General features: G+C 61.2%; 21 protein-coding genes. 9 read left to right on the top strand and 12 right to left on the bottom strand.

Translation table 11 applies throughout. The features are described from left to right. The 3 genes from HY26_RS14905 to HY26_RS14890 all read right to left on the bottom strand — a co-directional run. Positions 1–1,271: ATP-binding protein (locus HY26_RS14905; RefSeq protein WP_146740250.1), on the bottom strand; the 1,271-nt coding region annotated here is incomplete at its 3' end. A gap of 66 nt (positions 1,272–1,337) precedes the next feature. Continuing rightward, entirely contained in the window at positions 1,338–3,542 is a 2,205-nt protein-coding gene (uvrB, locus tag HY26_RS14895; protein ID WP_112073950.1) for an excinuclease ABC subunit UvrB, read from the bottom strand. Between the two features lie 109 nt (positions 3,543–3,651). Continuing rightward, positions 3,652–3,996, bottom strand: a complete 345-nt coding sequence (locus HY26_RS14890) for a helix-turn-helix domain-containing protein (RefSeq protein ID WP_112073949.1) — start codon at positions 3,994–3,996, stop codon at positions 3,652–3,654. 206 nt (positions 3,997–4,202) lie between these two features. Between HY26_RS14890 and HY26_RS14885 the strand changes: the two genes are divergently transcribed. Next, entirely contained in the window at positions 4,203–4,799 is a 597-nt protein-coding gene (locus HY26_RS14885; RefSeq protein WP_112073948.1) for an RNA polymerase sigma factor, read from the top strand. A 45-nt stretch (positions 4,800–4,844) separates the two neighbouring features. On the opposite strand, the gene HY26_RS14880 is transcribed toward HY26_RS14885, so the two are convergent. Beyond that, a complete protein-coding gene (locus HY26_RS14880; RefSeq protein ID WP_146740249.1) occupies positions 4,845–7,025 on the bottom strand; it encodes a hypothetical protein in 2,181 nt (726 codons plus the stop codon). Between the two features lie 333 nt (positions 7,026–7,358). On the opposite strand from HY26_RS14880, the gene HY26_RS14875 reads away from it, so the two are divergent. Continuing rightward, positions 7,359–7,796 carry an ester cyclase gene (locus HY26_RS14875; protein ID WP_112073946.1) on the top strand — a complete coding sequence of 146 codons (438 nt, stop codon included), beginning with the start codon at positions 7,359–7,361 and terminating at the stop codon, positions 7,794–7,796. A 5-nt stretch (positions 7,797–7,801) separates the two neighbouring features. Here HY26_RS14875 and HY26_RS14870 read toward each other — a convergent pair whose 3' ends face one another. The 3 genes from HY26_RS14870 to HY26_RS19155 form a co-directional block, all read right to left on the bottom strand. Beyond that, positions 7,802–9,322 carry an inorganic phosphate transporter gene (locus tag HY26_RS14870; RefSeq protein ID WP_034761671.1) on the bottom strand — a complete coding sequence of 507 codons (1,521 nt, stop codon included), beginning with the start codon at positions 9,320–9,322 and terminating at the stop codon, positions 7,802–7,804. A 108-nt stretch (positions 9,323–9,430) separates the two neighbouring features. Further along, entirely contained in the window at positions 9,431–9,865 is a 435-nt protein-coding gene (locus HY26_RS14865; protein WP_034761673.1) for a group III truncated hemoglobin, read from the bottom strand. A 21-nt stretch (positions 9,866–9,886) separates the two neighbouring features. Next, positions 9,887–10,039 carry a hypothetical protein gene (locus HY26_RS19155; RefSeq protein ID WP_175354463.1) on the bottom strand — a complete coding sequence of 51 codons (153 nt, stop codon included), beginning with the start codon at positions 10,037–10,039 and terminating at the stop codon, positions 9,887–9,889. A 145-nt stretch (positions 10,040–10,184) separates the two neighbouring features. Between HY26_RS19155 and HY26_RS14860 the strand changes: the two genes are divergently transcribed. Continuing rightward, the gene (locus HY26_RS14860; protein WP_112073945.1) at positions 10,185–11,390 is read left to right on the top strand and encodes an NAD(P)/FAD-dependent oxidoreductase; all 1,206 of its coding nucleotides are present in this window, start codon (positions 10,185–10,187) and stop codon (positions 11,388–11,390) included. Here the strand turns inward: HY26_RS14860 and HY26_RS14855 are convergent. Continuing rightward, positions 11,383–12,693 carry a cytochrome P450 gene (locus tag HY26_RS14855; protein WP_112073944.1) on the bottom strand — a complete coding sequence of 437 codons (1,311 nt, stop codon included), beginning with the start codon at positions 12,691–12,693 and terminating at the stop codon, positions 11,383–11,385. The genes HY26_RS14860 and HY26_RS14855 overlap by 8 nt on opposite strands. 215 nt (positions 12,694–12,908) lie before the next feature. On the opposite strand from HY26_RS14855, the gene HY26_RS14850 reads away from it, so the two are divergent. From HY26_RS14850 to HY26_RS14830, 5 genes are all read left to right on the top strand, one after another. Continuing rightward, entirely contained in the window at positions 12,909–13,364 is a 456-nt protein-coding gene (locus tag HY26_RS14850) for a helix-turn-helix domain-containing protein (RefSeq protein ID WP_112073943.1), read from the top strand. Positions 13,365–13,471: 107 nt separating this feature from the next. After that, positions 13,472–14,224 carry a TVP38/TMEM64 family protein gene (locus tag HY26_RS14845; RefSeq protein ID WP_139068866.1) on the top strand — a complete coding sequence of 251 codons (753 nt, stop codon included), beginning with the start codon at positions 13,472–13,474 and terminating at the stop codon, positions 14,222–14,224. Positions 14,225–14,375: 151 nt separating this feature from the next. Then, complete coding sequence (locus tag HY26_RS14840) at positions 14,376–15,911, top strand: 2-isopropylmalate synthase (protein ID WP_034761681.1); 1,536 nt, start codon at positions 14,376–14,378, stop codon at positions 15,909–15,911. Positions 15,912–15,990: 79 nt separating this feature from the next. After that, a complete protein-coding gene (locus tag HY26_RS14835; protein ID WP_112073941.1) occupies positions 15,991–16,887 on the top strand; it encodes a DMT family transporter in 897 nt (298 codons plus the stop codon). Between the two features lie 32 nt (positions 16,888–16,919). Further along, complete coding sequence (locus tag HY26_RS14830) at positions 16,920–18,002, top strand: PLP-dependent cysteine synthase family protein (RefSeq protein WP_034761687.1); 1,083 nt, start codon at positions 16,920–16,922, stop codon at positions 18,000–18,002. Positions 18,003–18,116: 114 nt separating this feature from the next. Here the strand turns inward: HY26_RS14830 and HY26_RS14825 are convergent, their stop codons facing one another. After that, positions 18,117–18,326, bottom strand: coding sequence for a hypothetical protein (locus tag HY26_RS14825; RefSeq protein WP_034761690.1), 210 nt, complete (start codon positions 18,324–18,326; stop codon positions 18,117–18,119). Positions 18,327–19,046: 720 nt separating this feature from the next. On the opposite strand from HY26_RS14825, the gene HY26_RS14820 reads away from it, so the two are divergent. Then, positions 19,047–20,513, top strand: coding sequence for a sigma-54 dependent transcriptional regulator (locus HY26_RS14820; RefSeq protein WP_112073940.1), 1,467 nt, complete (start codon positions 19,047–19,049; stop codon positions 20,511–20,513). Positions 20,514–20,540: 27 nt separating this feature from the next. On the opposite strand, the gene HY26_RS14815 is transcribed toward HY26_RS14820, so the two are convergent. The 3 genes from HY26_RS14815 to HY26_RS14805 form a co-directional block, all read right to left on the bottom strand. Then, positions 20,541–21,518 (bottom strand): GNAT family N-acetyltransferase, encoded by a 978-nt coding sequence (locus HY26_RS14815; protein WP_112073939.1) that lies wholly within the window; start codon positions 21,516–21,518, stop codon positions 20,541–20,543. Positions 21,519–21,598: 80 nt separating this feature from the next. After that, a complete protein-coding gene (locus tag HY26_RS14810) occupies positions 21,599–22,801 on the bottom strand; it encodes an MFS transporter (protein WP_112073938.1) in 1,203 nt (400 codons plus the stop codon). 141 nt (positions 22,802–22,942) lie between these two features. Beyond that, positions 22,943–23,851 carry a hydrogen peroxide-inducible genes activator gene (locus HY26_RS14805; RefSeq protein WP_112073937.1) on the bottom strand — a complete coding sequence of 303 codons (909 nt, stop codon included), beginning with the start codon at positions 23,849–23,851 and terminating at the stop codon, positions 22,943–22,945. Between the last annotated feature and the right edge of the window lie 350 nt (positions 23,852–24,201).

The raw sequence follows: 24,201 nt of genomic DNA, 5'->3' as shown, positions 1-24,201 counted from the left end.
GAATTGCCTCCGGGGTTACCGGGGCGGTTCATTGTGTTGTGACGATCTTTTTTAAAGAAGAGGATCCTGAGCGCAGACTCAGGAAGTTCGCCTTTTTTTATCGCCAATCGAAGTCGGTCGATTACAAAGTCGCTATGAGTCTCAATCAAGAAATTTGGCCCTTGTCTCGATTTTGCGACTTCGGCAAACACTGACCCCAATGCTGCCTGAGCAGAGGGGTGCAAGTGTACTTCTGGCTGTTGAATTAGCAGGGTCGATCTGCGATCCAATTCTGTTAGCATAATAAACAATGGGAGGATTTGGCTGACCCCGTAACCGACATCAATGATGTTTGCTTCTCTTCCTGATTTTTTCACTAGGATTTGAAATGGGTTGGATTCGCTATTCCCAAGTTTACGGACTTTGATTTCATCAAACAGGCCGGTCATCTCTCCGAAATGCTCTAGTCTTCTTTTTAAAACCTCCCAGTGCCGATCACTTTTTCGAGCGGCTCTGCCCAATTGTCCGATCAGAACGTCCCCTTCCGATGATTGGGAGAGTTGAGTAGGATCATAGTTGCGCTGCGGTCTTGTCCTAACAGGTGCTAGGGCAAGCACTTTAGATTGGCCTCTAGATCGAAGCTTTCTGAGGATTTCCCAGACTTTTTCAATTATGGCTGCGGCGGTCTTGTCGTTGGCAGTGATTTCGCCTTCTTCGCGCCGAAAAATGATCAGATCACGAAGAAAATATTCCAACGTAATGAAGTCTAATCTTGAGGCAAGCAACCCTCTAAGGCGCTGAGCATTTAGCTTATGTTCGAAACCAATATCGCTATCATAGACGGTCGCTTGTACACGGTTTTCTTTGATTTCAATGCTTATGGATTTAGACCCCGAAACTATTTCGTAGCCTGTCGGAACTGGTTCGCCTTCGACCTCGGTAAATATAAGCTCTAGAGATACTTCTTGTCCGGTTCTCGGTTCAGCTTCAAACAAGTCGCGAGTTTCGGAAGCTCTTTTTCGAAACGTCTCGGAAAGTGCGATGCTAAAATGATCATCACGACCATATCGACCTCCGCGATGATGTGCGATGTTCTTATATCCACCCAAAAAAAATGGATCTTTGTTGAAGGACGGTTCGCTCCGTCCATTTGAAAAGTCCAGGATGTATCGAAGAGCAGCAAGAAACGAGCTTTTGCCCGAGCTGTTTTCTCCCACCAACAAAGTTATTGGGGCAATCTCAGCTGTTTGCTTTTCTCCAAAACAGCGAAATTTATCTAATGTGATTTCCATGTTTTGGGCCGGATTTGTTTTTCAAGGGATTAGTTTTATCGTAGTCATAAAGCCAATAACCGCCAATTAAAGCCCCAATTCCTGCTCACGTAGGCGCTTCACCTCGTCCCGCAGCCGCGCAGCCTCTTCGAACTCCAGGTTCGCGGCGGCTTCGCGCATTTGTTTTTCGAGGTCGGCGACCACAGCCTTGAGATTGTGACCGCTGCCGCCCTCGAGGGCAGGGGCCTTGTCCTCCGCGACAGCGCGGGTGCGGCCGCGGGACTTGCCGCCATCCTTGCCGCGGCCCCGGCCTTTCGCTGAGACGTCCTTCTTCTCGCCGAGCTCGCCGAGGATGTCGGCGACGTCGCGGCGGATCGTGGTAGGCGTGATGCCGTGTTCCTCATTGTAGGCCTGCTGCTTGGACCGGCGGCGGTCCGTTTCGTCCATGGCGCGCTGCATGGAGCCGGTCACCTTGTCCGCATAGAGAACAACGCGCGCCTCGGCGTTCCGCGCCGCGCGGCCGATGGTCTGCACGAGGCTGGTCTCCGAGCGGAGAAACCCCTCCTTGTCCGCATCGAGGATGCCGACAAAACCGCACTCCGGAATGTCGAGCCCCTCGCGCAGCAAATTGATGCCGACCAGCACGTCGAACTGCCCAAGGCGCAGGTCGCGGATGATCTCGATCCGCTCGATCGTGTCGACGTCGGAGTGCATGTAGCGCACGCGCACGCCATTCTCGTGCAGGAAGTCCGTCAGGTCTTCCGCCATCTTCTTGGTCAGCGTCGTGATGAGGGAGCGGTAGCCCTTCGCGGCGACGGCCTTCACCTCGGCCATGACATCGTCGACCTGGTTGGCGCCGCCCGTCGAGACGGGGCGGACTTCCACAGGCGGGTCGAGCAGGCCGGTGGGGCGGATGACCTGTTCGGTGAACACGCCGCCGGTGCGCTCCAGCTCCCACGGGCCGGGCGTGGCGGAGACGTGCACCGTCTGCGGGCGCATGGCGTCCCATTCCTCGAATTTCAGCGGCCGGTTGTCCATGCAGGAGGGCAGGCGGAAGCCGTATTCGGCCAGCGTCGACTTGCGGCTGAAGTCGCCTTTGAACATGGCGCCGATCTGGGGGATCGTCTGGTGGCTCTCATCGGCGAAGACGAGGGCGTTGTCGGGCAGGTATTCGAACATGGTCGGCGGCGGCTCGCCGGGCTTCCGGCCGGTGAGGTAGCGGGAATAGTTCTCGATGCCGTTGCAGCTGCCCGTGGCGGCCAGCATCTCGATGTCATACTGCACGCGCTGTTCGATGCGCTGGGCTTCCAGCAGTTTCCCGTGCTTCTGGAAGTGCGCGATGGTGGATTTCAACTCCGCCTTGATCTGCTCGATGGCCTGGTTGAGCGTCGGGCGGGGCGTCACGTAGTGGCTGTTGGCGTAGATCTTGATCGCGGGCAGTTTCTGCTGCGTGCGGCCGGTGAGGGGGTCGAACTCGGTGATGCTCTCCAGCTCGTCGCCGAAGAAGGAGAGCTTCCAGGCGCGGTCCTCATAGTGGGCGGGGAAGATGTCCATCACGTCGCCCTTCACGCGGAACGAGCCTCGGACGAAGTTGATGTCGTTGCGGGTGTACTGGTTGGCCACGAGGCGCTCGGCCACGGCGCGGGGGTCGATGCGCTGGCCCTCTTCCAGCTTGAAGGTCATCGAGGTGTAGGTCTCGACCGAGCCGATGCCGTAGATGCACGAGACGGAGGCGACGATGATCACGTCGTCGCGCTCCAGGATCGCGCGGGTGGCCGAGTGGCGCATCCGGTCGATCGCCTCGTTGATGGAGGATTCCTTCTCGATATAGAGGTCCGACCGCGGCACATAGGCCTCCGGCTGGTAGTAGTCGTAATAGGAGACGAAATACTCCACCGCATTGTCGGGGAAGAAGGATTTGAACTCGCCGTAAAGCTGCGCGGCGAGCGTCTTGTTGGGCGCGAGGATCAGGGCCGGGCGCTGGGTCGCCTCGATGATCTTGGCCATGGTGAAGGTCTTGCCCGTGCCCGTCGCGCCGAGGAGGACCTGGTCGCGCTCGCCGGCCTGGATGCCCTCGACGAGTTCCGGAATGGCCGTGCGCTGGTCGCCCGCCGGCTCATAGGGGGAGGCGACGCGCAGCGGCCGGGAATCGTCGACGCTGACCCAGTTGCGGTCCGGCCGGTGGGGCGTCCAGTTGTCCGACGGCAGCGCCCCCGCCGCATCACGCGCGAAGCCATCTGCCCCGAAGATCGCCGGGGCTTCCGAAACACCTTTGGAGGGAGACCGAGCCATAAGTCGAGATATGGAGCGGGGGAGGGAGCGTGTCTAGGGTGTTCTTGTTGTGTTCGGGTAGAGCCCCGAGGGCTGGAAGCCGCATCACATGTCTTCGCGGTTGGTGATTTTACTTTTTCATCGAGCCGAGCGCTTCGATCTGCATGCGTGCGATTCTGAGCTGTTCGGCTGAAAGTGACCGGACCATATCCATTATCTCGTTTTCTTCCCGAATTCGGGACCTCGTTTTTCCCCGCGTTGCTGGAAAATCGAGAAGACTACCGATCGGCACGTCCAGAGCTTCTGCGATCAACACCAGTGTTTCCAGAGAGGGAAGCGATTGGGCCCGTTCAAGATTGCTCAGGCTTGCGGAGGTGCGGTTGATGCGCTCAGCCAAGGCCTCCTGGGTCAGGCCTTTCGATCTGCGTGCTGCTCGTATTGCGGCAGCAAGCTGCTCTCTTTGTGCATTTGTCATTCCCCAAGTTCACTTTGGGAAGCGACAACTTCCATAAAGCAGACTTTATGTTTTGACAAGAACTCAAAGGAAACTTAAAGTTTGCGTTGAAAAACTGAATAAACTTAAAGCAGACTTTGGGTGACGTGGTTTTGAATGAGAGGGGGCAGTGGCGCATCACGCGCAAAAGTTGGCAGCGGGCATGTTGAGCCGGGGAGTTTGGGCAAATGATTAGTCGTGGAACTGAGCGCCGATGCGAAGATCTCAGCCCTATGGTTGAAGGAGCTTTGGTGACGCGAGGCCCGTCAGTCTTAAATGAGGTCTTTCGGTGTCACTACGAACAGCTTCTGAGGTTCAGCCAGATCCGCATAGGTAAAACAGCTGACGCAGAGGATCTGGTGCAGGATGCTTTTCTTATCGTGGCGCGCGCTTATCCTGACAAAGAGGCACGTGATCTGAAGCCACTCTTGTTCACGGTGTTACGCAATCTCACGCTGGATTACCTGAAATCGGGCTACGCAAAGCATCGGCGATCGTCAGCAGAGATTGATGGGATGAGCGAGCTCTTTGCTTGTCCGCGGACCGTGACGCCAGAAACGCAGGTGATTGACACCGAAACATTGGCAATTGCAGAGGCGACAATCGCGAAGTTGAAATCGCGCCAGCGTCAAGCATTGCTTCTTAGTCGGTTTGAGCGGCTCACGCATGATGAAATCGCCCGGCGGCTTTCAGTGTCCCCGAGAACGGTGAGGACTGATATTGCGAACGCGCTCGCGGAGATTTCCAAGGCGCTCGTGAAAGCGGACAGGGGCTCTTCAGATTGAGCCCGAGGTGTGTGTCTTTAGGCACCGCGTGCGAGTCGCTTATTCTTAACACTCCAAGTCAGGCTTCTGAGTGCGAATGCTCTCGGCAGCCTGATTGGCTCTTGCCGCACTGGCGTTTGCGCCTTCGATCAGCGGATCGCTGAGCAGGTCCAAAAGTTGGAGGATTTTGCAGGTTATAGTCGGAGATGTGTCTTTGTCTAAACCGACCTGTTCGATGCTTTCATAGACCTTTGACCTTAGCGGCGCTTGTCCGAAACGAAGTCTCGGTAGTCTGCCAAATTTCTGAACTATTCGACCACGCCATTCATGCTGATCGTCTGGAAGCACGTGCGCCGCCAGTCCGAGGAACGCAAACTCGCTGGAGAGCTGGCCGAGCAACCAGACACCCTCAATTTGGCTGAAAGAAAACTCGGGAATCTGGTGGACTTCTTCGAACAGGCCGAGCAGAAGTCCGACATCGTCCTTTCGGATTTCTGCGCGGCGTTCGCCCAATTCCGAGATCAACTGTTCGAACTTGCTTTTCTCTTCTAAAAGACGCCGCCGGTGAGCAGGAATGCCTGAGCCCGACATTTGAGGAAAGGATAAATTGAGCCATTGACGTCTGATCTGGTTCAGCTTTTCCGAAGGCGTGCCGGTCAGAATATTGTATTTCTGGACCATCCAGAGCGCGGTATCGCGGACTCTCTCATTTTCCGACTGAAGCAAATCTGCAAGTCGTTCAGGGCTATACGGTTCGCCGGGTAATTTGAGCCCTTCGCGTGCAGAGACATGATTTTCAATTTTCTTGATGAATTCAGGCTTTGGCGTTTTGTGTCCGGAGATTGTGGCGTTCTCAAAAAAGTCCCGTTCTGCAAACGGATCAAAGTGATTCACATGACCGATGTTGAATAGGTGCCGCTGGGTGCGCGTGCGCTGCCATATGCCGATGGCTTGCAGGAGGGCCGCCATGATGACGAGGTCAACCATCGCTCGGGCCGCAAATGTCAAATGCTTGGCCAGTGGGGCGGTTGTCTCGTGCCCACCAATATCCAATGTAACACCAGTCACCGGTGAGTTCAGGTCGACATTGTAGATTTCCCACCAATCAACAAAAGGTACGGCCTTGGCGAGTTCGGCGCCGAAAAAGGCCAGCCAGGCAATAAATGGGTTCTGAACGTCGTGAATTTCAAAAACGTTCGTGGACCCATTGATCTGATAAAGTGCGAGCGGAACAAAAATGAACAGGGTCGCGTAACCCAGAAGTGCTTCATCCTTGAGGTCATTGTCGAACCCGACCTGGATTTCCGGACTGGACGTTTTCAGCAGTCTTGAGGCAGTTTCCCGATCTTCCTCGATCCATGCCCAGCGCCGCCCGAGCGCAACAATCATCAGCACACCCAGGATGATAGGGATCAGGCCGTAAGGCGGCGCCAATACAAAGCCGAGCGCTGTGAGGGGGAGCAGTGATAACAGGACAAAGCCATGCGGAACGCCGCGTCCGTGCTGGGTCGCGCCTGTGAGCGGGGCGACGATATGGACGAGGATGGAATCGAGATAGCTGACGGCTTGGGCAGGTGCCTGAAGGGGAAAGCCTGCCGCGGCCAGAACTGATCCGTCTGGGTTTCTTGCCGAAAGAGAGTTTATGAACCGGGCGATGTGCGGAATGAAAATAAAGGCAACGAAAACCGCGACCACGCTGAACATGATGGACAGATTGATTAGAAGGCTCATATCCGAAGGCAGGCTGGACACGCGTCCCGCCCATGAAGCGAGCCCTACGATGCCCCCGATCAGCAATGCGCTTAAATAAAAGGACGCCGGAGAAATGACATCGTCGCGCAGCAAGGGACGCTCGTTTGTGCGCCCGAGCCGCGCCTGAAGGAACAGCGCGATCCCAACGGGTGTGATCGCTGCCATGAGGCATCCCACCAGCACCAGAATATGCAGGGGTTTTGCGGCGCCCTCGTTCAGGCCATCCAGCCCCAGATTCGTCCAGGGCAAATGTTGCTCTGCAGACAGGTAGACGACACAGGTCGCGACGATCGTTTCGAAGAACATGTACGCGAAGAGTTCGCGGAACCCATGGCGGACACGGCGGCGTTGCTTGTCGTCGCGCCTCGCTGGCGCGATCTGCATCGCCTCTTTCAGGGCGCCCCAGACCTGAACCATTCGGGCCATGTTTGCGATGAACAGGCCGGAAACGAAAAGACCCAGTCCGATCCAACCCGGCGGTCCGATCTCGGCCACGCGGTCGATTGCGTCCAGAAAGGCGATTTCGAGGTCTGTTCCCAGAAAAACAATGCCGGAGAGCGCGAGAAGGAATCCCAATACGATCAGGACGCTTGTGATCCTGATGAAGGGCCGCTTCGCCGCGTTGGAAGTCGCAATCCCGTCCACCACCCTGTGTTCAGGCATTACGCCTGCTCCCTGTACGCATCCCCAATCTATGAACTTTACGGATTGTTAACCTTCGCGCAAGGGAGGAAATTGGGCGGCATCCTGAGGGGGCGACATCTACAGTCCAGTAGACTTGGCTCAACCTCCAGATAACATCGCCGAAAAACCACAAGAGGAAACGCCATGACCCCACTCACCGAAGCCCGCATCGCGAGTGTCCGCAATCATATGGCGCTGGAGGTCACGCATGATTGGGATGCGGTGATCGCGACATTTGAGCATCCGCGGTACGAGATGCATGGCGGCGGGCAGGTGTTCGATGGGGAGGCGGCGGTGCGGCGCTATTTCGAACTGTCGCGCACACCGTTCCCGGACCAGGACAATGAGATCATCTCCATCGCGGCGGACGAGGACAAGGACACGGTTCTGGTCGAGTTCTGGCTGACCGGCACGCATACCGGGCCGCTGCGGGTGGGCGACAAGACAATCGAGCCGACGGGGCGGAGCTTCCGGGTACGGATGGCGGCAACGTTCGAGTTCGCGCCGGGCAGCGACCGCATCATCTGCGAGCGGCCCTATTTCGATCAGGGCGCGGTGCTGCGGGCTCTGGATCTGGCCTGAAGGCCTCAGACCACGCCGAACAGGTTTTCCAGTGCGAAGAAGATGCCGGCGGCGAGCACTGCGGAGGCCGGAACGGTGATCAGCCAGGCGGCGACGACCGTGTTCACATGCGCGCGGCGCACAAGCTTGCGGGCGGCCTTGCGGCGCTGGACGCCGGCATATTGCGTCTTCGCCGCGTTTGGCGACACGGTGTGGATGTAGCGCAGGCGTGTCTTCGAGTTCGCGGTGAACCATTCCCGGAAGAAGCCGACGCCGAACACAGCGCCCACGGCGATGTGCGTGGAGGAGACCGGCAGGCCCAGCCAGCTGGCGATGATGACGGTGACGGCGGCGGCGAGCGCGACGCAGTAGGCGCGCATCGGGTTCAGCTTGGTAATCGACTCGCCGACCATGCGGATCAGTTTCGGCCCGAACAGGACGAGGCCGAAGGAGATGCCTGCCGCGCCGATCAGCATGACCCAGAGCGGAATGTGGACCTTGGAGGCAACCTCGCCCGCCTCGACCGCGTGAACGATGGCAGCCAGCGGGCCGATGGCGTTGGCCACGTCGTTGGCGCCATGCGCGAAGGAGAGCAGGGCGGCGGAGAAGATCAGCGGCCACACGAAGAGCTCGCGCAGCGACTGGTTGCGGTTGGCCATGCCGCGCGACTGGCGCCTGATCAGCGGATGCGTGATGATCCAGGCGACAATGGCGACGCCGAGGCCGATGAGGAGGGCCGTGGACAGGCTGATATGATCGAACCAGGGAAGGTGCTTCAGGCCCTTGAGCGACATATAGGTGCCAAAGGCGCCGGCCATGATCGAGATCAGAACAGGCACCCAGCGGCGCGCGGCGGCGATCTTGTCTTCGCGGTAGATGATGAAAATCTTGATGAAGGCCAGCACGCCGGCCGCGATGATGCCGCCGAGGACCGGCGAGACGACCCAGCTGGCGGCGATGGAGGCCATGGTGGGCCAGTGCACCGCGCCGAAGCCGGCCGCGGCAATGCCGGCGCCCATCACGCCGCCGACGACGGCATGGGTGGTCGAGACCGGCGCGTTCAGCACGGTGGCGAGGTTCACCCACAGGGCCGAGGAGATGAGGGCGGCCATCATCAGCCAGACGAAGGTCTCGGTCGTCGGCACGGTGGAGGGGTCGATGATGCCCTTGGAAATCGTGGAGACGACGTCGCCGCCGGCCAGCAGGGCGCCGGCGCTTTCGCAGATCGCCGCAATGACCAGCGCGCCGCCAATGGTCAGCGCCTTGGAGCCGACGGCCGGGCCGACATTGTTGGCCACGTCATTGGCGCCGATGTTTAGGGCCATGTAGCCGCCAATGGCTGCCGCTGCGATGATCAGGAGGCCGTTGTCCTGTCCGCCGAGCAGGGCGCCGCCGATGACGACGATGGCGGCCAGGAACAGGAAGGCGAGACCGGGGGCGACAACACTGCGGGCGGTGGCCTGAACGGCGGCCTCTGCCCTGCCGAGTTTGACAAGGTCCTTGTCCAGGGTTTCCTTGACGAGTTTCGGATCCTTGCCGTCAGCCATGAGAGCCCCTTCGCTAGCAGGCGTTGGGCTGCATCAGCCGCAAGCCGCCGGAATTTTCAACCGGATTCGAAAATTCAGGCTGTAGATGTCATAAGACTGTCACGAAACTCATGAGTTCAGCGCGAAGATCATGGCCTGAAAGTTCCGTCCAATCATGTTTGCCCGGTCGTAGAAGAAGTCCGCCGCGGCGGGATTCGGCATCAGCTCGTCCACGGTCTGGCGGAACAGGCCCAGCCAGCGCGCGAAATGCGCCTCGCTGATGCGGCCGGACAGGCGCAGGTGCGGCGGCATGGGGCGGCCGTTATAGCGCCGCGTGCCGAGCGCAATGGCCGACCAGAAATCCTTCAGCTTCGCCAGGTGCGGGTCCCAGTCATCCCCCAGCGCCGACTGGAAAATGGGGCCGAGCAAATCGTCTTCCCGCACGCGGGCATAGAATGTGTCGACCAGCCGCGAGACCAGCGCCTCGTCAATGCCGAGGGCGGCAGCGTTCCGCTCCATCGCAGCCTGTCGTTCTTCGCCCGAGCGGCGGATGGCGTCGGTCATGGTCTGCGGTCTAATCCTGCTCTAATCCTTTGGGGGCTCGACCGGCGGCGGCGTCACCGGCGCGCTGAACGCCTTGCGCACGACCCAGGCGGTGATGCCCACCATGATCACGACCAGGCAGCCAAACCCGATCAGGGCATAGATTGCCAGATTGTCGACCGTCAGATTCCCCATAACCGCCTCCTGCACGGTAGCCTCTTGTGCCGCGCAGGGTCGGGCCTGACCTTTGAAAAATCAATACGTAACCTTACCGAGGGGTCGGATGTGCCACCGCTGCGGCCGCTTGCGCGGGCAGGCCGTCCTGCGGCATAGGCCCGGCATGTCTCCGGCCCAGCCCCTCTCATATGATGCGATCGTGCTCGGCGCCGGGGCGGCGGGCCTGTTCTGCGCGGCGCGCATGGGGCAGGCGGGCCAGTGCGTCGTCGTGCTGGACCATGCGGCTAAGCCTGCGGAGAAAGTGCGCATCTCCGGCGGCGGGCGGTGCAACTTCACCAATCTCGAAACTGTGGCGAACCGGTTCATCAGCCAGAACCCGCATTTCGCGAAGTCGGCGCTTGCCCGCTACACGCCGTGGGATTTTACCAGCCTGATGGCCGCCCACGGCCTGACCTGGAACGAGAAGACGCTTGGGCAATTATTCTGCGACCAGAAATCCGGCGCGATCATCCAGATGCTGCTGGACGAGCTGGCCGCCGGGCAGGGGGAATTGCGCCTCGATACGTCGATCCATTCGGTGACGCATGCCGATGGCCGCTTCCGGGTGGAAACCTCCGGCGGCGAGTACACCGCGCCGAAACTGGTCGTGGCGACGGGTGGGCTTTCCATTCCGAAGATGGGCGCGACAGGCCTTGCCTATGACATCGCTCGCCGGTTCGGGCACGAGATCGTGCCGACACGGGCGGCGCTCGTGCCTTTCGTGTTCACCGGCGCAGACCATGAAGACTTCGCGTCCATCTCCGGCGTTGCCTGCGACGTGCGCGCGACGGCGGGCGGGGCGGCCTTCGAGGAAGCGATGCTGTTCACCCACCGGGGCCTTTCCGGCCCGGCGATCCTGCAGGTGTCCTCCTATTGGCATCCCGGAGAGGCGGTGATGCTGACCCTGCTGCCGGGCACTGACATTGCGGGCCAGTTGAAAGAGACAAAACGCGACCGGCCGATGCAGACGCTCGCCACCGCGCTTGAAGGCTTCTTCGCGAAACGCCTCGCCGATCTCATCCTGCGCCGTCAGGGTCTCGACCCCGCGGCGCGGCTGGCCGACCTCTCACACGCCGTGCTGGACGATCTTGCAGGCGCGCTCACCAGCTGGCAGGTGCGCCCAGCGGGCACGGAAGGCTACCGCACGGCAGAGGTGACCGCCGGCGGCGTCGATACCGCCGGGCTCTCTTCCCGCACCATGGAAAGCCGCCAAGTACCGGGCCTCCACTTCATCGGTGAATGCGTCGACGTGACCGGCTGGCTCGGCGGCTACAATTTCCAATGGGCCTGGGCGAGCGCCGCTGCCGCTGCCGCCGAACGCCCTAGCTGAGCTTGTAGCGGATCGGCAGGCTTTTCAGGCCGGAAACGAAATTCGCCCGCGTGCTTTGCGGCTCGCCAGCCAGCTCGATGGATTCGAGGCGCGGCAGCAGCTCGTTCAGCAGGGCTTTGATCTCCATCCGCGCAAGGTGCATGCCGAGGCAGACATGAACGCCATAGCCGAAGGCGACCTGTTTCTTCACGTCGCGGTCGACCCGGAATTCGAACGGATCCTCGAAGACTTCCTCGTCGCGGTTGCCGGACCAGTAGAAGAGGGCGAGCCCGTCGCCTTTCCTGATCGTCTTGCCACGAAGTGTGTAGTCCTCGGTCGCTGTGCGCATGAAATGCTTCACCGGTGTCGTCCAGCGGATCATTTCCTCGATAGCATTCGGTAGCAGCGAAAGGTCGTTCTTGAGCTTGGCCAGCTGGTCCGGACGTTTGATCAGTTCCAGCATGCCGCCGGAGACGGTAGAGCTGGTCGTGTCATGCCCGGCGGTGGCGACGATGATATAATAGGACATCGCTTCGCGATCGCCGATGGGCTGGCCGTCGATCTGGCCATTGGCGATAACGGTGGAGACATCATCGCGCGGATTGGCGCGGCGGTCTTCGGTGATGGCGCCGAAATACTTGAACAGTTCCTGCGCCGTTTTCAGGAGGTCGACGCCTTCGTCGCTGGTAACGGTCTGGCCGGTCTCCGACTTGTTTTCGCTTTCACCGGCCACATCCGGATCACTGGGGCCAAAGATTTCCTGCGTCATCTTCAGCATGAATTTTTCATCAGACCTCGGAACGCCGAGGATCTCCATGATCACGCGCAGCGGATACCAGAGGGCGACCTCCTTCACGAAGTCACACTCGCCGCCGAGGCTGGCCATGTGGTCGACATGTTCCTTGGCGATCTCGGCGATACGGCCTTCCAGCTTGCGGAGGTTCGGCGGCATGAACCAGGCCTGCGTCAGGGCGCGCAGCTTCATGTGTACCGGATCGTCGAGGTCGACGAGCGTGCGGAAGAGGTGGGTGTCGCCGGTCATCGACATGATCCATTCCTCACCCGCTTTCGGGCTCAGATAGGTGCGGTCATGATTGATGAAGATCTTGTTGTTCTTCTCGACCTCGAGAATGTCGGCATGTTTGGTGACCGACCAGAACGGGCGGAAGCCGTCGGGCTCGGTCCAGTGCAGCGGGTCGTCCTGTCTCAGCTTGGTATAGACGTCATGGATTTCCCAGCTGGCATAAAGGTCCGGATGGACGATCTCATCGTCCACCGTGTCGCGCTTGAAGCCCGGAAAAACGGTTTGCGTTCCGTCGGCCATGAATTCCTCCCTGTTTTCTTCGAAGGTGAAGACGTCAGCTCTATGCCGTCAAGCCATGCCGCCCGGTAATTCGCCCCGGTTTGCCGCTGTTTACGTGGGTTGGCGGGGGTGTGGCGGCCCTCTGGCGGGCGCGTGACGCCGTGATGGCGTGGCTGACAGGGGAATTTCCCGCTCTTTCTGGTGGACGGAAGCGAACCTTGTTAAGGGAGGTCATCATGCAGTTTCACGCAGATGCAGCCAAGATCAGACGATGGCGCGAGGAGCGTCATTGGTCACAGGAACACCTGGCAGATCTCGCCGGGATCGGCCTGCGCACAATCCAGAGGATCGAGCGGGGCGAGAAAGCCTCCCGCGAGTCGCTGATGGCGCTGGCGGCGGCCTTCAATGTCGATGTCATGGCGCTGACGGTGGATGCCCAGTCGGAAGCCCGCGCCCAGTCACGGCAGAAGGTCGCCCGGAAAGGCGCGGCGCTGCGGCTGTCCTTCTGGATCAGTCTGGCGAGCTATCTGTTCGGAATGGTCCTTTTCGCCGGCATCAATATCGGCACGGGCAGCTATGTGATGATGTGGGCCATGATCTGGTGGACGGTCGGGACAGCCGGTCACGGCCTCGCTGTGGTCCTTTATGAACTGGTCACCCGGCACAAGGCCCTGATGAGCGCGGCCGAATAAGTTCAGGCTGTGCACGGCAGGAGGCAGGGCTGCCGCAATCCGGACACCAGTTTTGCCGCCTGTTGCTGCTTGACGTTGAGGCGGTGGCGGATCACATCGCATTCACCATGAAAGAGCCGTTGCCTGCCACTTCTCCTGAGGACACGCCAGCACGCCGGGCCATGCTGCTCGGCGGCGTGCTTCTGGCCGTTGTGCTGCTTGTCTTCGGCCTCGGAAAACTGGGCATCCTGCCGAGCGGGGAGGCGATGACGGCCTGGATGGACGGCATGGCCGACAGTCCCTGGGGCCTGCCGGCGCTGATCCTTGTCTTCTGCGTCGCCGCCTTTCTGGGCGTGCCGCAATTCGCGCTGATCGCTGCCGCCGTGGCCGTGTTCGGCCCCTGGGCCGGGGCGGGCTATTCCTGGATCGCGACCATGGCATCGGGCGCGCTGACCTTTTATGTCGGGCGGCTGACGGGCGAGCAGGCTTTCCGCCGCTATGCCGGCAAGACAGCGAACCGGCTGGCGGGCTTTATCGGGCGCAATGCCTTTGTCGCCAGCGCCGTGGTACGCAACGTGCCGACCGGGCCGCTGCTGCTGGTCAACATGGCGTTCGGCGTCAGCCATGCGCGCTTCCTGCCTTACTGGGCCGGCATGGGGCTGGGCAGCCTTCCGAAGATCCTGCTGATCGCCTTTGCAGGCCGCAGCCTGCTGGCTGCGCTGCAGGGAAATCCGGTCACCGCAATTCTGACGGCGCTGGCGGCGGTTGCCGTTTATGCGGGCATTGCCCTCTGGGTGCGCCAAAGGGTGCGAAGATCGGGGCAATCTGTTGCCCTGATCGGTTCAGGCGCGGTTGACAATTCGGGCGATCTGCCGGAATAACCGCACCATGCGCAAGAATTTGCCCCTACTCCTGCTTCTTACCGGCCCCTGGCCGGTGCCGACTGCTCCGCACTAAGTCCGGGGCAGGCGCACGGTCAGGGGATTTTCAGCCGAACCTTTTCCGATATTCCCCAGATCCAGGCAGCCTGCCATGACCAAGCCAGAACATATCCGCATCTTCGACACCACCTTGCGTGATGGCGAACAATCGCCGGGCGCGTCCATGACCCATGGCGAGAAACTCGAACTCGCCGCCCTGATGGAAGACATGGGCGTCGACGTGATCGAAGCCGGTTTCCCCGCCGCCTCGGAAGGCGACTTTGCCTCCGTCAGCGAGATTGCCCGCCGCTCGAAAGAGGCCATCATCTGCGGCCTGTCCCGCTCGACCGAGAAGGACATCGAACGCTGCGGCGAAGCCGTGCGCCACGCGGCGCGCCCGCGCATCCACACGTTCATCTCCACCAGCCCCGTGCACATGAAGCACAAGCTGCAGATGGGCCCGAACGCCGTGCTCGAAGCCGTTGGTCGCTCTGTCAGCCAGGCCCGCAATTTGGTCGACGATGTCGAGTGGAGCGCAGAGGATGCGACCCGCACCGAATTCGACTTCCTGTGCAAATGTATCGACGTCGCCATCCAGAGCGGTGCGACCACGATCAATATTCCGGACACGGTTGGCTATTCCCACCCGGACGAATATGGCCGCCTTTTCAAGCGCCTGATCGAGAATGTCGCCAATTCGGACAAAGTGATCTGGTCGGCGCACTGCCACAATGACCTCGGCCTCGCCGTCGCCAACTCCATCAGCGCCGTCGCCAATGGCGCCCGCCAGGTGGAATGCGCGATCAACGGCCTCGGCGAGCGCGCCGGCAATGCCGCGCTGGAAGAAGTCGTCATGGCGCTGCGCGTCCGTCAGGACACGCTGCCCTACACAACCAATGTGAAGAGCGAGTACCTCTCGCGTGCCTCCGCCATGCTGAGCCGCATCACGGGCTTCCCGGTGCAGTACAACAAGGCCATCGTCGGCAAGAACGCCTTCGCGCACGAAAGCGGCATCCACCAGGATGGCATGCTGAAGAATTCCGAAACCTACGAGATCATGAAGCCGGAAGATGTCGGCGTCGCCAAGACGTCCTTGGTGATGGGCAAGCTGTCCGGCCGCCACGCCTTCCGCGACAAGCTGGAATCGCTGGGCTACGTGCTGGAGCAGGACGCGCTGAACGACGCCTTCAAACGCTTCAAGGCGCTGGCCGACAAGAAGAAGCATGTCTTCGATGACGACATCGTGGCCCTGGTCGACGATCAGCTGGCGGAAGATGGCGAGCGCGCCATGTTCAAGCGCCTGCGCGTCGTGGCCGGCACCGAAGGCCCGCAAACGGCCGAGATCGACCTCGTCATGGATGGTGAAGACAAGTTCGCCATCGCCCGCGGCAACGGCCCGGTCGATGCGGTCTTCAACGCGATCCGTTCGCTGATCCCGCATACCGGCAAGCTGGACCTCTATCAGGTGCATGCCGTGACCGGTGGCACGGATGCGCAGGCGACCGTGTCTGTGCGCCTGAACGATGCCGATGGCTTCATGGCCACCGGCCGGGCGTCCGACCCGGATACGCTGGTCGCGAGTGCGAAGGCCTATCTCCACGCGGTCAACAAGCTGGAAAACCGCAAGGCAAAACGCCAGGCGGCCTGATCATCCTTTGAAAACAGCGCTTTTCTCCTGTGCATCGCGCGCGGGAGAGAGGTCGGCTGTGTGCTGACGAGACCGCTTCATGGAACTCTGGATCCCGGTCACCCTTGCGGCGGCTTTCTCCCAGAATTTGCGCAATGCGCTGCAGAAGACGCTGAAAGGCCGCCTCAGCACATGGGGGGCGACGGCCAGCCGGTTTGTCTTCGCGGCGCCGCTGGCCGTGCTGTTCTTCTTCACGCTTCGCGGCGTGACCGGGCAGGGCGTCGGCGTACCGCCGGGCAGCTTCTATGTCTGGGGCATGGTCGGCGGCCTCGCGCAGATCATTGCGACGGGCCTGCTGATCCATCTGTTCTCGTACACGAACTTTGCGGTCGCCACGGCCTTCACCAAGACAGAGCCCCTGCAGACGGCCCTGTTCGGCATCGTCCTTCTGGGAGACCGGCTGACAGGCGGGGCAGCGATCGCCATCCTCATCAGCCTGCTGGGCGTGATCCTCGTCTCCATGCCGGGTGGTGAGGGAAAGGCGCGTTTCCGGATCGACAGCAAAGTCTGGATCGGTGTGCTGTCCGGCGGACTGTTCGGTCTCTCCGCGGTCGCCTATCGCGGAGCATCGCTTTCGCTGCCGGAAGGCGGCGTGGTGCTGAGGGCGTCGGCTGCGCTCGCCTTCGTGACAATGTTCCAGGCCATCGCGATTTCAGGCTGGCTGATCTGGCGGGAGCGCGGGCAGGTGGCCCATCTCGTTCGGGCCTGGCGCGTGGCCTCGCTGGTGGGCATCACCGGCATGCTCGGCTCCCTCGCCTGGTTCACGGCGTTCACGCTTGAAAATGCGGCCCATGTGCGGGCCGTGGGGCAGGTGGAGGTGATCTTCACGCTGGCCATCTCGATCCTCTTCTTTCGCGAGAAAGTCACGCCGAGAGAGATCGCAGGTGTGTTGCTTGTGGCTGCTGGTGTTGTCGCGCTGGTGCTTCTGGCGCATTGAGGGCGACGATGTCTGGAATAGAGGAGGCTGGCATGGCGGAAGGCTGTTCAGTGCCCATCATGGATCGCGCCTGGGTGCGCGAGGCGGTGCAGAAGATCAATGCGGACTTCAACCGCTCTGCCGACACGCACCTGATCAAGGTGGACCTGCCGGCATTCCCGGACCAGACGCTCTACCTGAAGGACGAGTCCATCCACCCGTCCGGCAGCCTGAAGCACCGGCTGGCGCGCTCGCTCTATCTCTATGGCCTCTGCAACGGGCATATCGGGCCGGACACGGTGATCGTGGAATGCTCCTCCGGGTCGACGGCCGTGTCGGAGGCCTATTTTGCGCGCCTGCTCGGCCTGCGCTTCATCGCCGTGATGCCGAAGGGGACCGCACCTTCGAAGATCGAGAAGATCACCTTTTATGGCGGGGAGCCGCACGAGGTGGAGCCTGGCGATATCTATGCCGAGGCCGAGCGGCTGGCTTGCGAGGCCGGTGGCCATTTCATGGACCAGTTCACCTTTGCCGAACGGGTGACTGACTGGCGGGGCAACAACTCCATCGCCGACAGCCTGTTTGCGCAGCTTGCGCTGGAAGATCATGCGATCCCCGACTGGGTGGTCATGAGCGCTGGCACGGGCGGCACCTCTGCCACGATCGGGCGCTATATCCGTTACCGCTGTGATCTTGCCGCAAAGACGCAGCTATGCGTGGCCGATCCGGAAAATTCGGTTTTCTACGATCATTACCGCACAGGTGATCCGTCCCTGCGGATCAAGACGAAGTCACGGATCGAGGGTATCGGGCGTCCACGCGTCGAAGCCTCCTTCCAGCCGCGCGTCATCGACCGGATGATGCAGGTGCCGGATGCCGCCTCCATTGCGACGATCCACTGGCTGGAAAAGGTGCTGGGCCGCAAATGCGGCGGGTCGACCGGAACGAATGTCTGGGCGGCGCTGCACCTGATGGATGAGATGCGGGCGGCCGGTCAGCCGGGCTCTGTGGCAACGCTGATCTGCGATGGCGGCGAGCGCTATCTGGACACTTGCTACAATCCGGACTGGATCGCGCGGGAAGGCCTGATGCTTGCCTCGCACACGCAATGGCTGGCGGAGACGACCGGCGCCTGAACGCTTGTTCTGCTCCAAAAGGAGACGGTCAGGTCATAACCTTCCTGGACCGAACCGGGTCAGTTTTGCGTGTGAATCTGAGACATTGCCTTCGAAAAGAAGCGGAAAAAGCGCTCAGCTTTCCTCGTCGTCGGACTTTTCAGCCCGCCGTGTCTCTTCGTCCCGAATGCGGGCGATCAGGGCTTCGAATTTTTCGGGAACGGGTTCCTGAAGCAGGGCTTCGAAGGTTTTCTGCAGGGCAGAATTCAGGGCCTGAGAGGCGCCGACCGGGATTTCCTTCGGCGCACTTTCGGGCTGGTCCTTGTCCTGAGAATTGTCCTTCATGAGATCGTTTCCCCGAGATGCCAATTCTACCGCGTCCCTTATGGTCATATCGACCGCGATGAATATCAGGCGGTCCGGTGATCGCAACCGTAATTTGCGTAACTTTTGCGCTCGGAGCGGGGTGGCAATTGGCGGGTGTCGAAAATTCAGAGAGTCGCACGCGCTTGGGAATGACGAATACTGCAATAAATACTACGCATTGGGACTTTCTTCCGTGCGTCTGACGCGTGGCCCGGTCTAAAGATTACATTTGTAGAATTCTCGATTTATCTACCAAGAATAATGCGCCTAATCGGCGAAATGGGGACTTGGATCGTCGAGAAGTGGCATTCTTCATGCCGAATCCGAATCTGTCTTCCGGCCAGCCGAGCCGTCGGAATCCGGGTCTGTGTTTCGCACATAAAGCCCTCGGCCGAGCCGTCCCGGAAAGGTCCGGTGGGCTGAGGACCGGTGCTCGGTTCCGATTTCAATAGGCTGCGGCGGCCAGTGGTCAGTTCTGACCAAGTCCGCCTGCGGCACATGTGTCGCGCATACGATTCAACATGCGGAATCGAAACCGCCGGATACGGCAAATTTCATCTATTCCTTCAACCGTAACTCCATCCCCCTGTGTCAGAACGGGCCGTAACGATGTGGCACGTCCAATGTGCCGGATTGAACAACCGACCATGCCTGAGCGGGCGCAAAGACCTGCCTGGCAACCAATAGGGTGATAAAAACATGGCAAAGACGGTCCTCGTTATCGATGACGATCCGACGCAACGCCGCCTGCTTCAGGCGGCTGTGGAAAAGGCGGGCTTTGCCTGCCGCACGGCGCCGGATGGCGAAGCTGGCATTGCGCTGGCTGCGGACCCGAAGGATGGCATTGATGTCGTCCTCCTGGACCTGACCATGCCAGGCCTGTCCGGGATGGAAACGCTGGAGCGTCTGGCCGCCAAACGGCAGGACCTGCCGGTGATCATGCTGACCGCAACCAGCGGCATTGACACGATTGTCCAGTCCATGCGCGGCGGCGCCGTCGACTTTATCGTGAAGCCGGCCAATCCGGAGCGCGTGGTTGTCAGCATCCGGAACGCCCTGAAGATGCAGTCGCTGACCGGCGAAGTGAAACGCCTCGCCCGCAAGGCGGAAGGTGGTATGGCGTTTGATGACATGATCGCGTCGGCTGCGCCGATGCGTCAGGTGATCCGCCTGGCCGAGCGCGCTGCGGTCTCCGACATTCCGGTCCTCATCCTCGGTGAAAGCGGTGTGGGTAAGGAAGTTGTTGCCCGTTGTATCCAGGGTGCCTCGACCCGCGTCGGCAAGCCGTTTGTGACCGTGAACTGTGGGGCCATTCCGGAAAACCTGGTCGAGTCGATCCTGTTCGGTCACGAGAAGGGCGCCTTTACCGGTGCTGTCTCCAAAGCGCTCGGCAAGTTTGTCGAGGCCGATGGCGGCACGCTCTTCCTGGATGAAGTCGGCGAACTGCCGCTGGACGCGCAGGTGAAACTGCTGCGTGCGCTGCAGGAAGGCGAAGTCGATGCCGTCGGCTCACGCCGTCCGACAAAGGTCGATGTGCGGATTATCTCCGCCACCAACCGCGACCTGTCCCAGCAAGTGGCCGAGGGCACATTCCGCGAAGACCTGTTTTACCGCCTCAACGTGTTCCCGATCGACATGCCGAGCCTTCGCGAACGCCGCGACGACATTCCGGCGCTGGTCGATCACTTCATCGCCCGCTTCAATGCGAGCGAAGGCACGAAAGTGTCCGGTGTTTCTGACGACACGATGAAAATGCTCTATGCCTTCGACTGGCCGGGCAACGTCCGTCAGCTGGAGAACGCTGTCTTCCGCGCCGTGGTCCTCTGCGATGGCGACAAGCTGCGTCCGCAGGACTTCCCGCAGATTTCCGGTCAGATGCCGGACATCGCCAGCTTGCCGGCGGCCCCGGCCGTAACCTCAGCCGAAGCGGCCGTTCCGGCTGCCCCCGGTGTGGCGGCTGTTGGTGAAGGCCCGGTCTCCATCATGGATTCCGATGGCGAGATGCGCGCCCTGCAGGACATCGAACGCGACATCCTTCAGTATGCCATCGATTATTATCAGGGCCATATGAGCGAAGTGTCCCGGCGTCTCGGCATCGGCCGCTCGACGCTTTACCGCAAGGTGCGCGAGTACGATCTCGACATGCACGAGCGCGAAGCCAGCTGATCATCCTTTGACCGGTTTGAGGCCGCCTCAGCCCTGAGGCGGTCTCGACAGGTCAAATGACATGGCTACATCGCAGCGCGCATAGCGTTTGCCGTAGCGTTCCATGATGTCCGCATCATGGACGAAGCCGGCCTTCTCATAGAGATGAATGGCAGCTGCGCATTTCCTGTTGGTCAACAGGAACAGCGTGCCGATGGGCAGTTGCCGGGCACGCTCGATTGTCCGTTGCAGGAGGAATTCTCCGGCCTTCAGGCCGCGCGCGCTGGCGCGGACCCCCATCTTGGTCAGTTCGAACGTATCGCCCTCCACCGGCATCAGGGCACAAGTGCCGATGATGCCCAGTCCCGCCGCTTCGATGAACAGGATATCGCCGCCCCGGTCGATGATCATCTCGCGCGGATGCTCGATGATCTCGATGTCCTTTTCCTCCAGCGTGAACATGTCTTCCACCCATTCGCGGGTGATGGCGTCAAAGTCGGGGGCGAGGCGGTCGTCATAATTGACCAGCCTGAGCGCCGGGCCTGCGCCCTCATCCAGGATACGGTCGTGCAGCGAGCGTTCCTGCAGCGCCGCTTCGACCCGGCCGATCTGGGTCAGGAAGTCTGCATCGGGGCCTTCGCAGAGGCGCTGGGCCGCGCGGCGCACCTGGGGCCAGAGATCGCGCTTCAGCGCGTTGACCAGGGTTTCGCCCTCAGGCGTCAGGCGGATCTGCTTCTGCCGGCTGTCGCCTTCAACGGGCGAGACGGTGGTGAGCCCCATCTTCTGCAGGGCGTTGTGGATGCGGGTGACGGCAGGCTGGCTGATGCCGACGGCCTCTACCGCTTCGCTGACACTGAGCGGGCCGTAGGTGGAGAGTGCCGCCAGAAGCGGGAAATGCGTGCCCTGAATGGGCAGGCCCCGGTCGGCGAACACTTTCGTTGCGTCGGCCTGCATCCGCTCTGCCAGCCGCTTCAGCCGGCTGCCGAGCGCCAGCGGTCCCATTTCAGCCAGAACGTCTCGTGTCATGCCCAGTCTCCTGATTCACAGGATATATAACTTGTTATGTGATTGGGATTGTCAACCAGTTTTCGGTGATGTGGCCGCGCTCAGGCGTCTTCGTCGATCGAGCTGGCCACTGTGGCGGGCGTCGGCCGTGTGACGGCTGCGACGGCGAGGCCCGCGCCTGCGGCCAGCACCATCAGCCAGTAGATGTGTGTCTGCGCGCTCGCGCCGCCGGGGGCGAGGGCATCATAGGCAAGGCCGGACAGGAAAGTGGACAACGCGAGGATCGGCCCGAACACGAGCGCGCCGTTCACGGCATAGGCCAGCGGCAGGCGCTCATCCGGCAATGCCTGCTGAAGGAAGCGCATCGTGGCCAGGTGCGTCAACGCGAATGAGGCTGCGTGCAGCGTCTGGAACAGGGCCGCGGCCATGACCGGCAGGACGAATCCCGCCGCTGTCCAGCGGATCATGGCGCCGAGCCCGCCCAGCCAGAGCAGGCCAACCGAACTGAAGCCTCGCAGGAGCCGCCCGGAGAGCAGCAGGAGCGCGATCTCTGTCACCACGCCGACCGCCCAGAGCACGCCGATGCTGGAGCCGGAAATGCCTTGCGATACCCAGATCACGGACGAGAAAGCGTAATAGACGCCATGGCTCGCCTGGATCAGCGCTGCGGCCAGGATGAAGGCGAAGAGCGCGGGCAGACGGTAAAGCGAGAAGCCCTCCGCAAATGTGCTGAGAATGGTGCGCTTCGGCAGAACCTTCCGCGCACCCTCCCGCGTGAACAGCGGCGCGATTGTCGCCAACAGGGCCGCGATGATGAGATAGGTGAGGATACCGTCCGGTCCGAAGGCCGAGAGGACGGCGCCGCCCGCCAGGTTGGAAACCACGAAAGCGAGCGAGGCGATGGCGCGGCCCTGCCCGTAATCCGGCCGGGCATTCCGTGTGCCGTAGATCAGCACCGCTTCGAACAGCGGCCCGGAGACGTTGGTCGCACTATAGATGGCGACGCAGACAAGGAAGGCGGCTGCCTGCGGCACGTCCGGGAAGAGCAGCACGTATCCGGCGAGGCAGACGGCCATTGTGCCCGCCAGTGTGGCGCGAAGCCCGTGCGACTGCGCCCGGCCTGCGGCGAGCGGTCCGGCGAAGATGCGGATCAGTGCGGCGAGCGTGCCTGCCCCGGCGATTTCCGCGCCCGACATGCCACCGGCTTTTTCCATCCAGACCGGCAGGTAAGGCAGGTTCGCGCCCAGTACGAGATTGACGGCGCCGGCCGAAAGCGAGGCCAGCCAGGCATCGTTCAGGCGCATGCGTCAGGCCTGCTGGCGGGAAACGGGCCGGTTTGCATTTGGGGGTCCGTAAGCTGTGTTGAGAACGGAATCCGCACTAGCCCGGTTATGGCGGCCGGGATAGCGGAAACTGACCGTGTCCGGAAAAATCCTCAGCAGCTCTCAAACACCGGTAGCGGTGAGCTGTTCCTTGATAACTTCGCCCACTTTCCTCGCATCGGCTTCCCGTGGGCTGCCGGCCCGCCAGGCGATGCCGATCCGGCGTCCGATGACCGGGCGCACAAACTCGCGCACGGCAACATCGTTGCCGACATTCAGCCCGTGATCCACCGCGAGCCTGGGCAGGAGCGAGACGCCGAGCCCGCCGGCGATCATGTTGACCAGCGTGCCGAGCGAGGTCGCGGCCACCTGGTCCTTCCGGGCGCCTGTCCGCATGCGGCAGATGGAGAGGGCATGGTCGCGCAGGCAGTGGCCGTCTTCCAGCAGCAGCAAGTTCTCGTCCGCCAGGTCTTCCGGGGCGAGCCCGTTCTTCTTCGCCAGCGGGTGATTGGCCGGGGCGGCAAACAGGAACTCGTCGTCCAGCAGCGTCATGGTCTCGATGCCGGGCGTATCCCAGGGCAGCGCGATCAGGGCGGCGTCCAGCGTACGGGTGCGCAGCTGGTCGATCAGGCGTCCGGTCTTGTCCTCATGCAGGTAGAGTTTCAGGTCCGGATAGGCCGTGTTCAGGGCTCGCACGGTCTGCGGCAGCACGAAAGGGGCGATGGTGGGGATGGCGCCGAGGTGGAAGGGGCCCGTCAGCAGGGCGCCGGCGCTCTGCACCGCCTGCACGAGCGCATGGGCATCGTTCAGCAGCGCCGAGGCGCGGGCGAGGGCGATCTCGCCGGCATGGGTGAGGCTGGCGCCGCGGGCCTCTCGCTCGGCCAGCTTGACGCCCAGCAGGTCTTCCAGTTCGCGAATTCCGGCAGACAGCGTTGGCTGGGTGACATGGCAGGCTTCGGCTGCGCGGGAAAAGGATCCCGTCTCGCCGAGCGCGACCAGGAACTGCAACTGGCGGAGTGTCGGGATAATCATAGGTTCGATCTATGGCCTAACGACAATCCATCAAAATTTCTTTTTGTCGCAGGGAAAAACTCCCACAACCCTGAAACCCGAAAATACCCAGCAAAAACAATTAACTGACTTGTTTTTTCGCTGCGTGATGGTTCGGAAAATCAGCCCTGGGTGACTTTGGGAGGAAAAAACTTCAGCCGAGGCGAGAAAAATTGGAACCATTTGGCGCCGCCAGACATATTGCTCATGAACCGTTCGGGGCGGGTTATCTCAACTCCCCACCCAAGACCCTCGTTTCGAGCGGCGAAAATGGCCCGGCAAGCCGGAACAAAGCGTCCGCCACCCATCAGGGCGCTCGGCACCGTCCCCCT

The sequence above is a fragment of the Hyphomonas sp. GM-8P genome, assembly GCF_003263315.1.
In the GTDB taxonomy this organism is placed as follows: Bacteria; Pseudomonadota; Alphaproteobacteria; order Caulobacterales; family Hyphomonadaceae; genus Hyphomonas.
The sequence above is the reverse complement of the archived record's forward strand: the minus strand, read 5'-3'. Positions and strand labels throughout refer to the sequence as shown.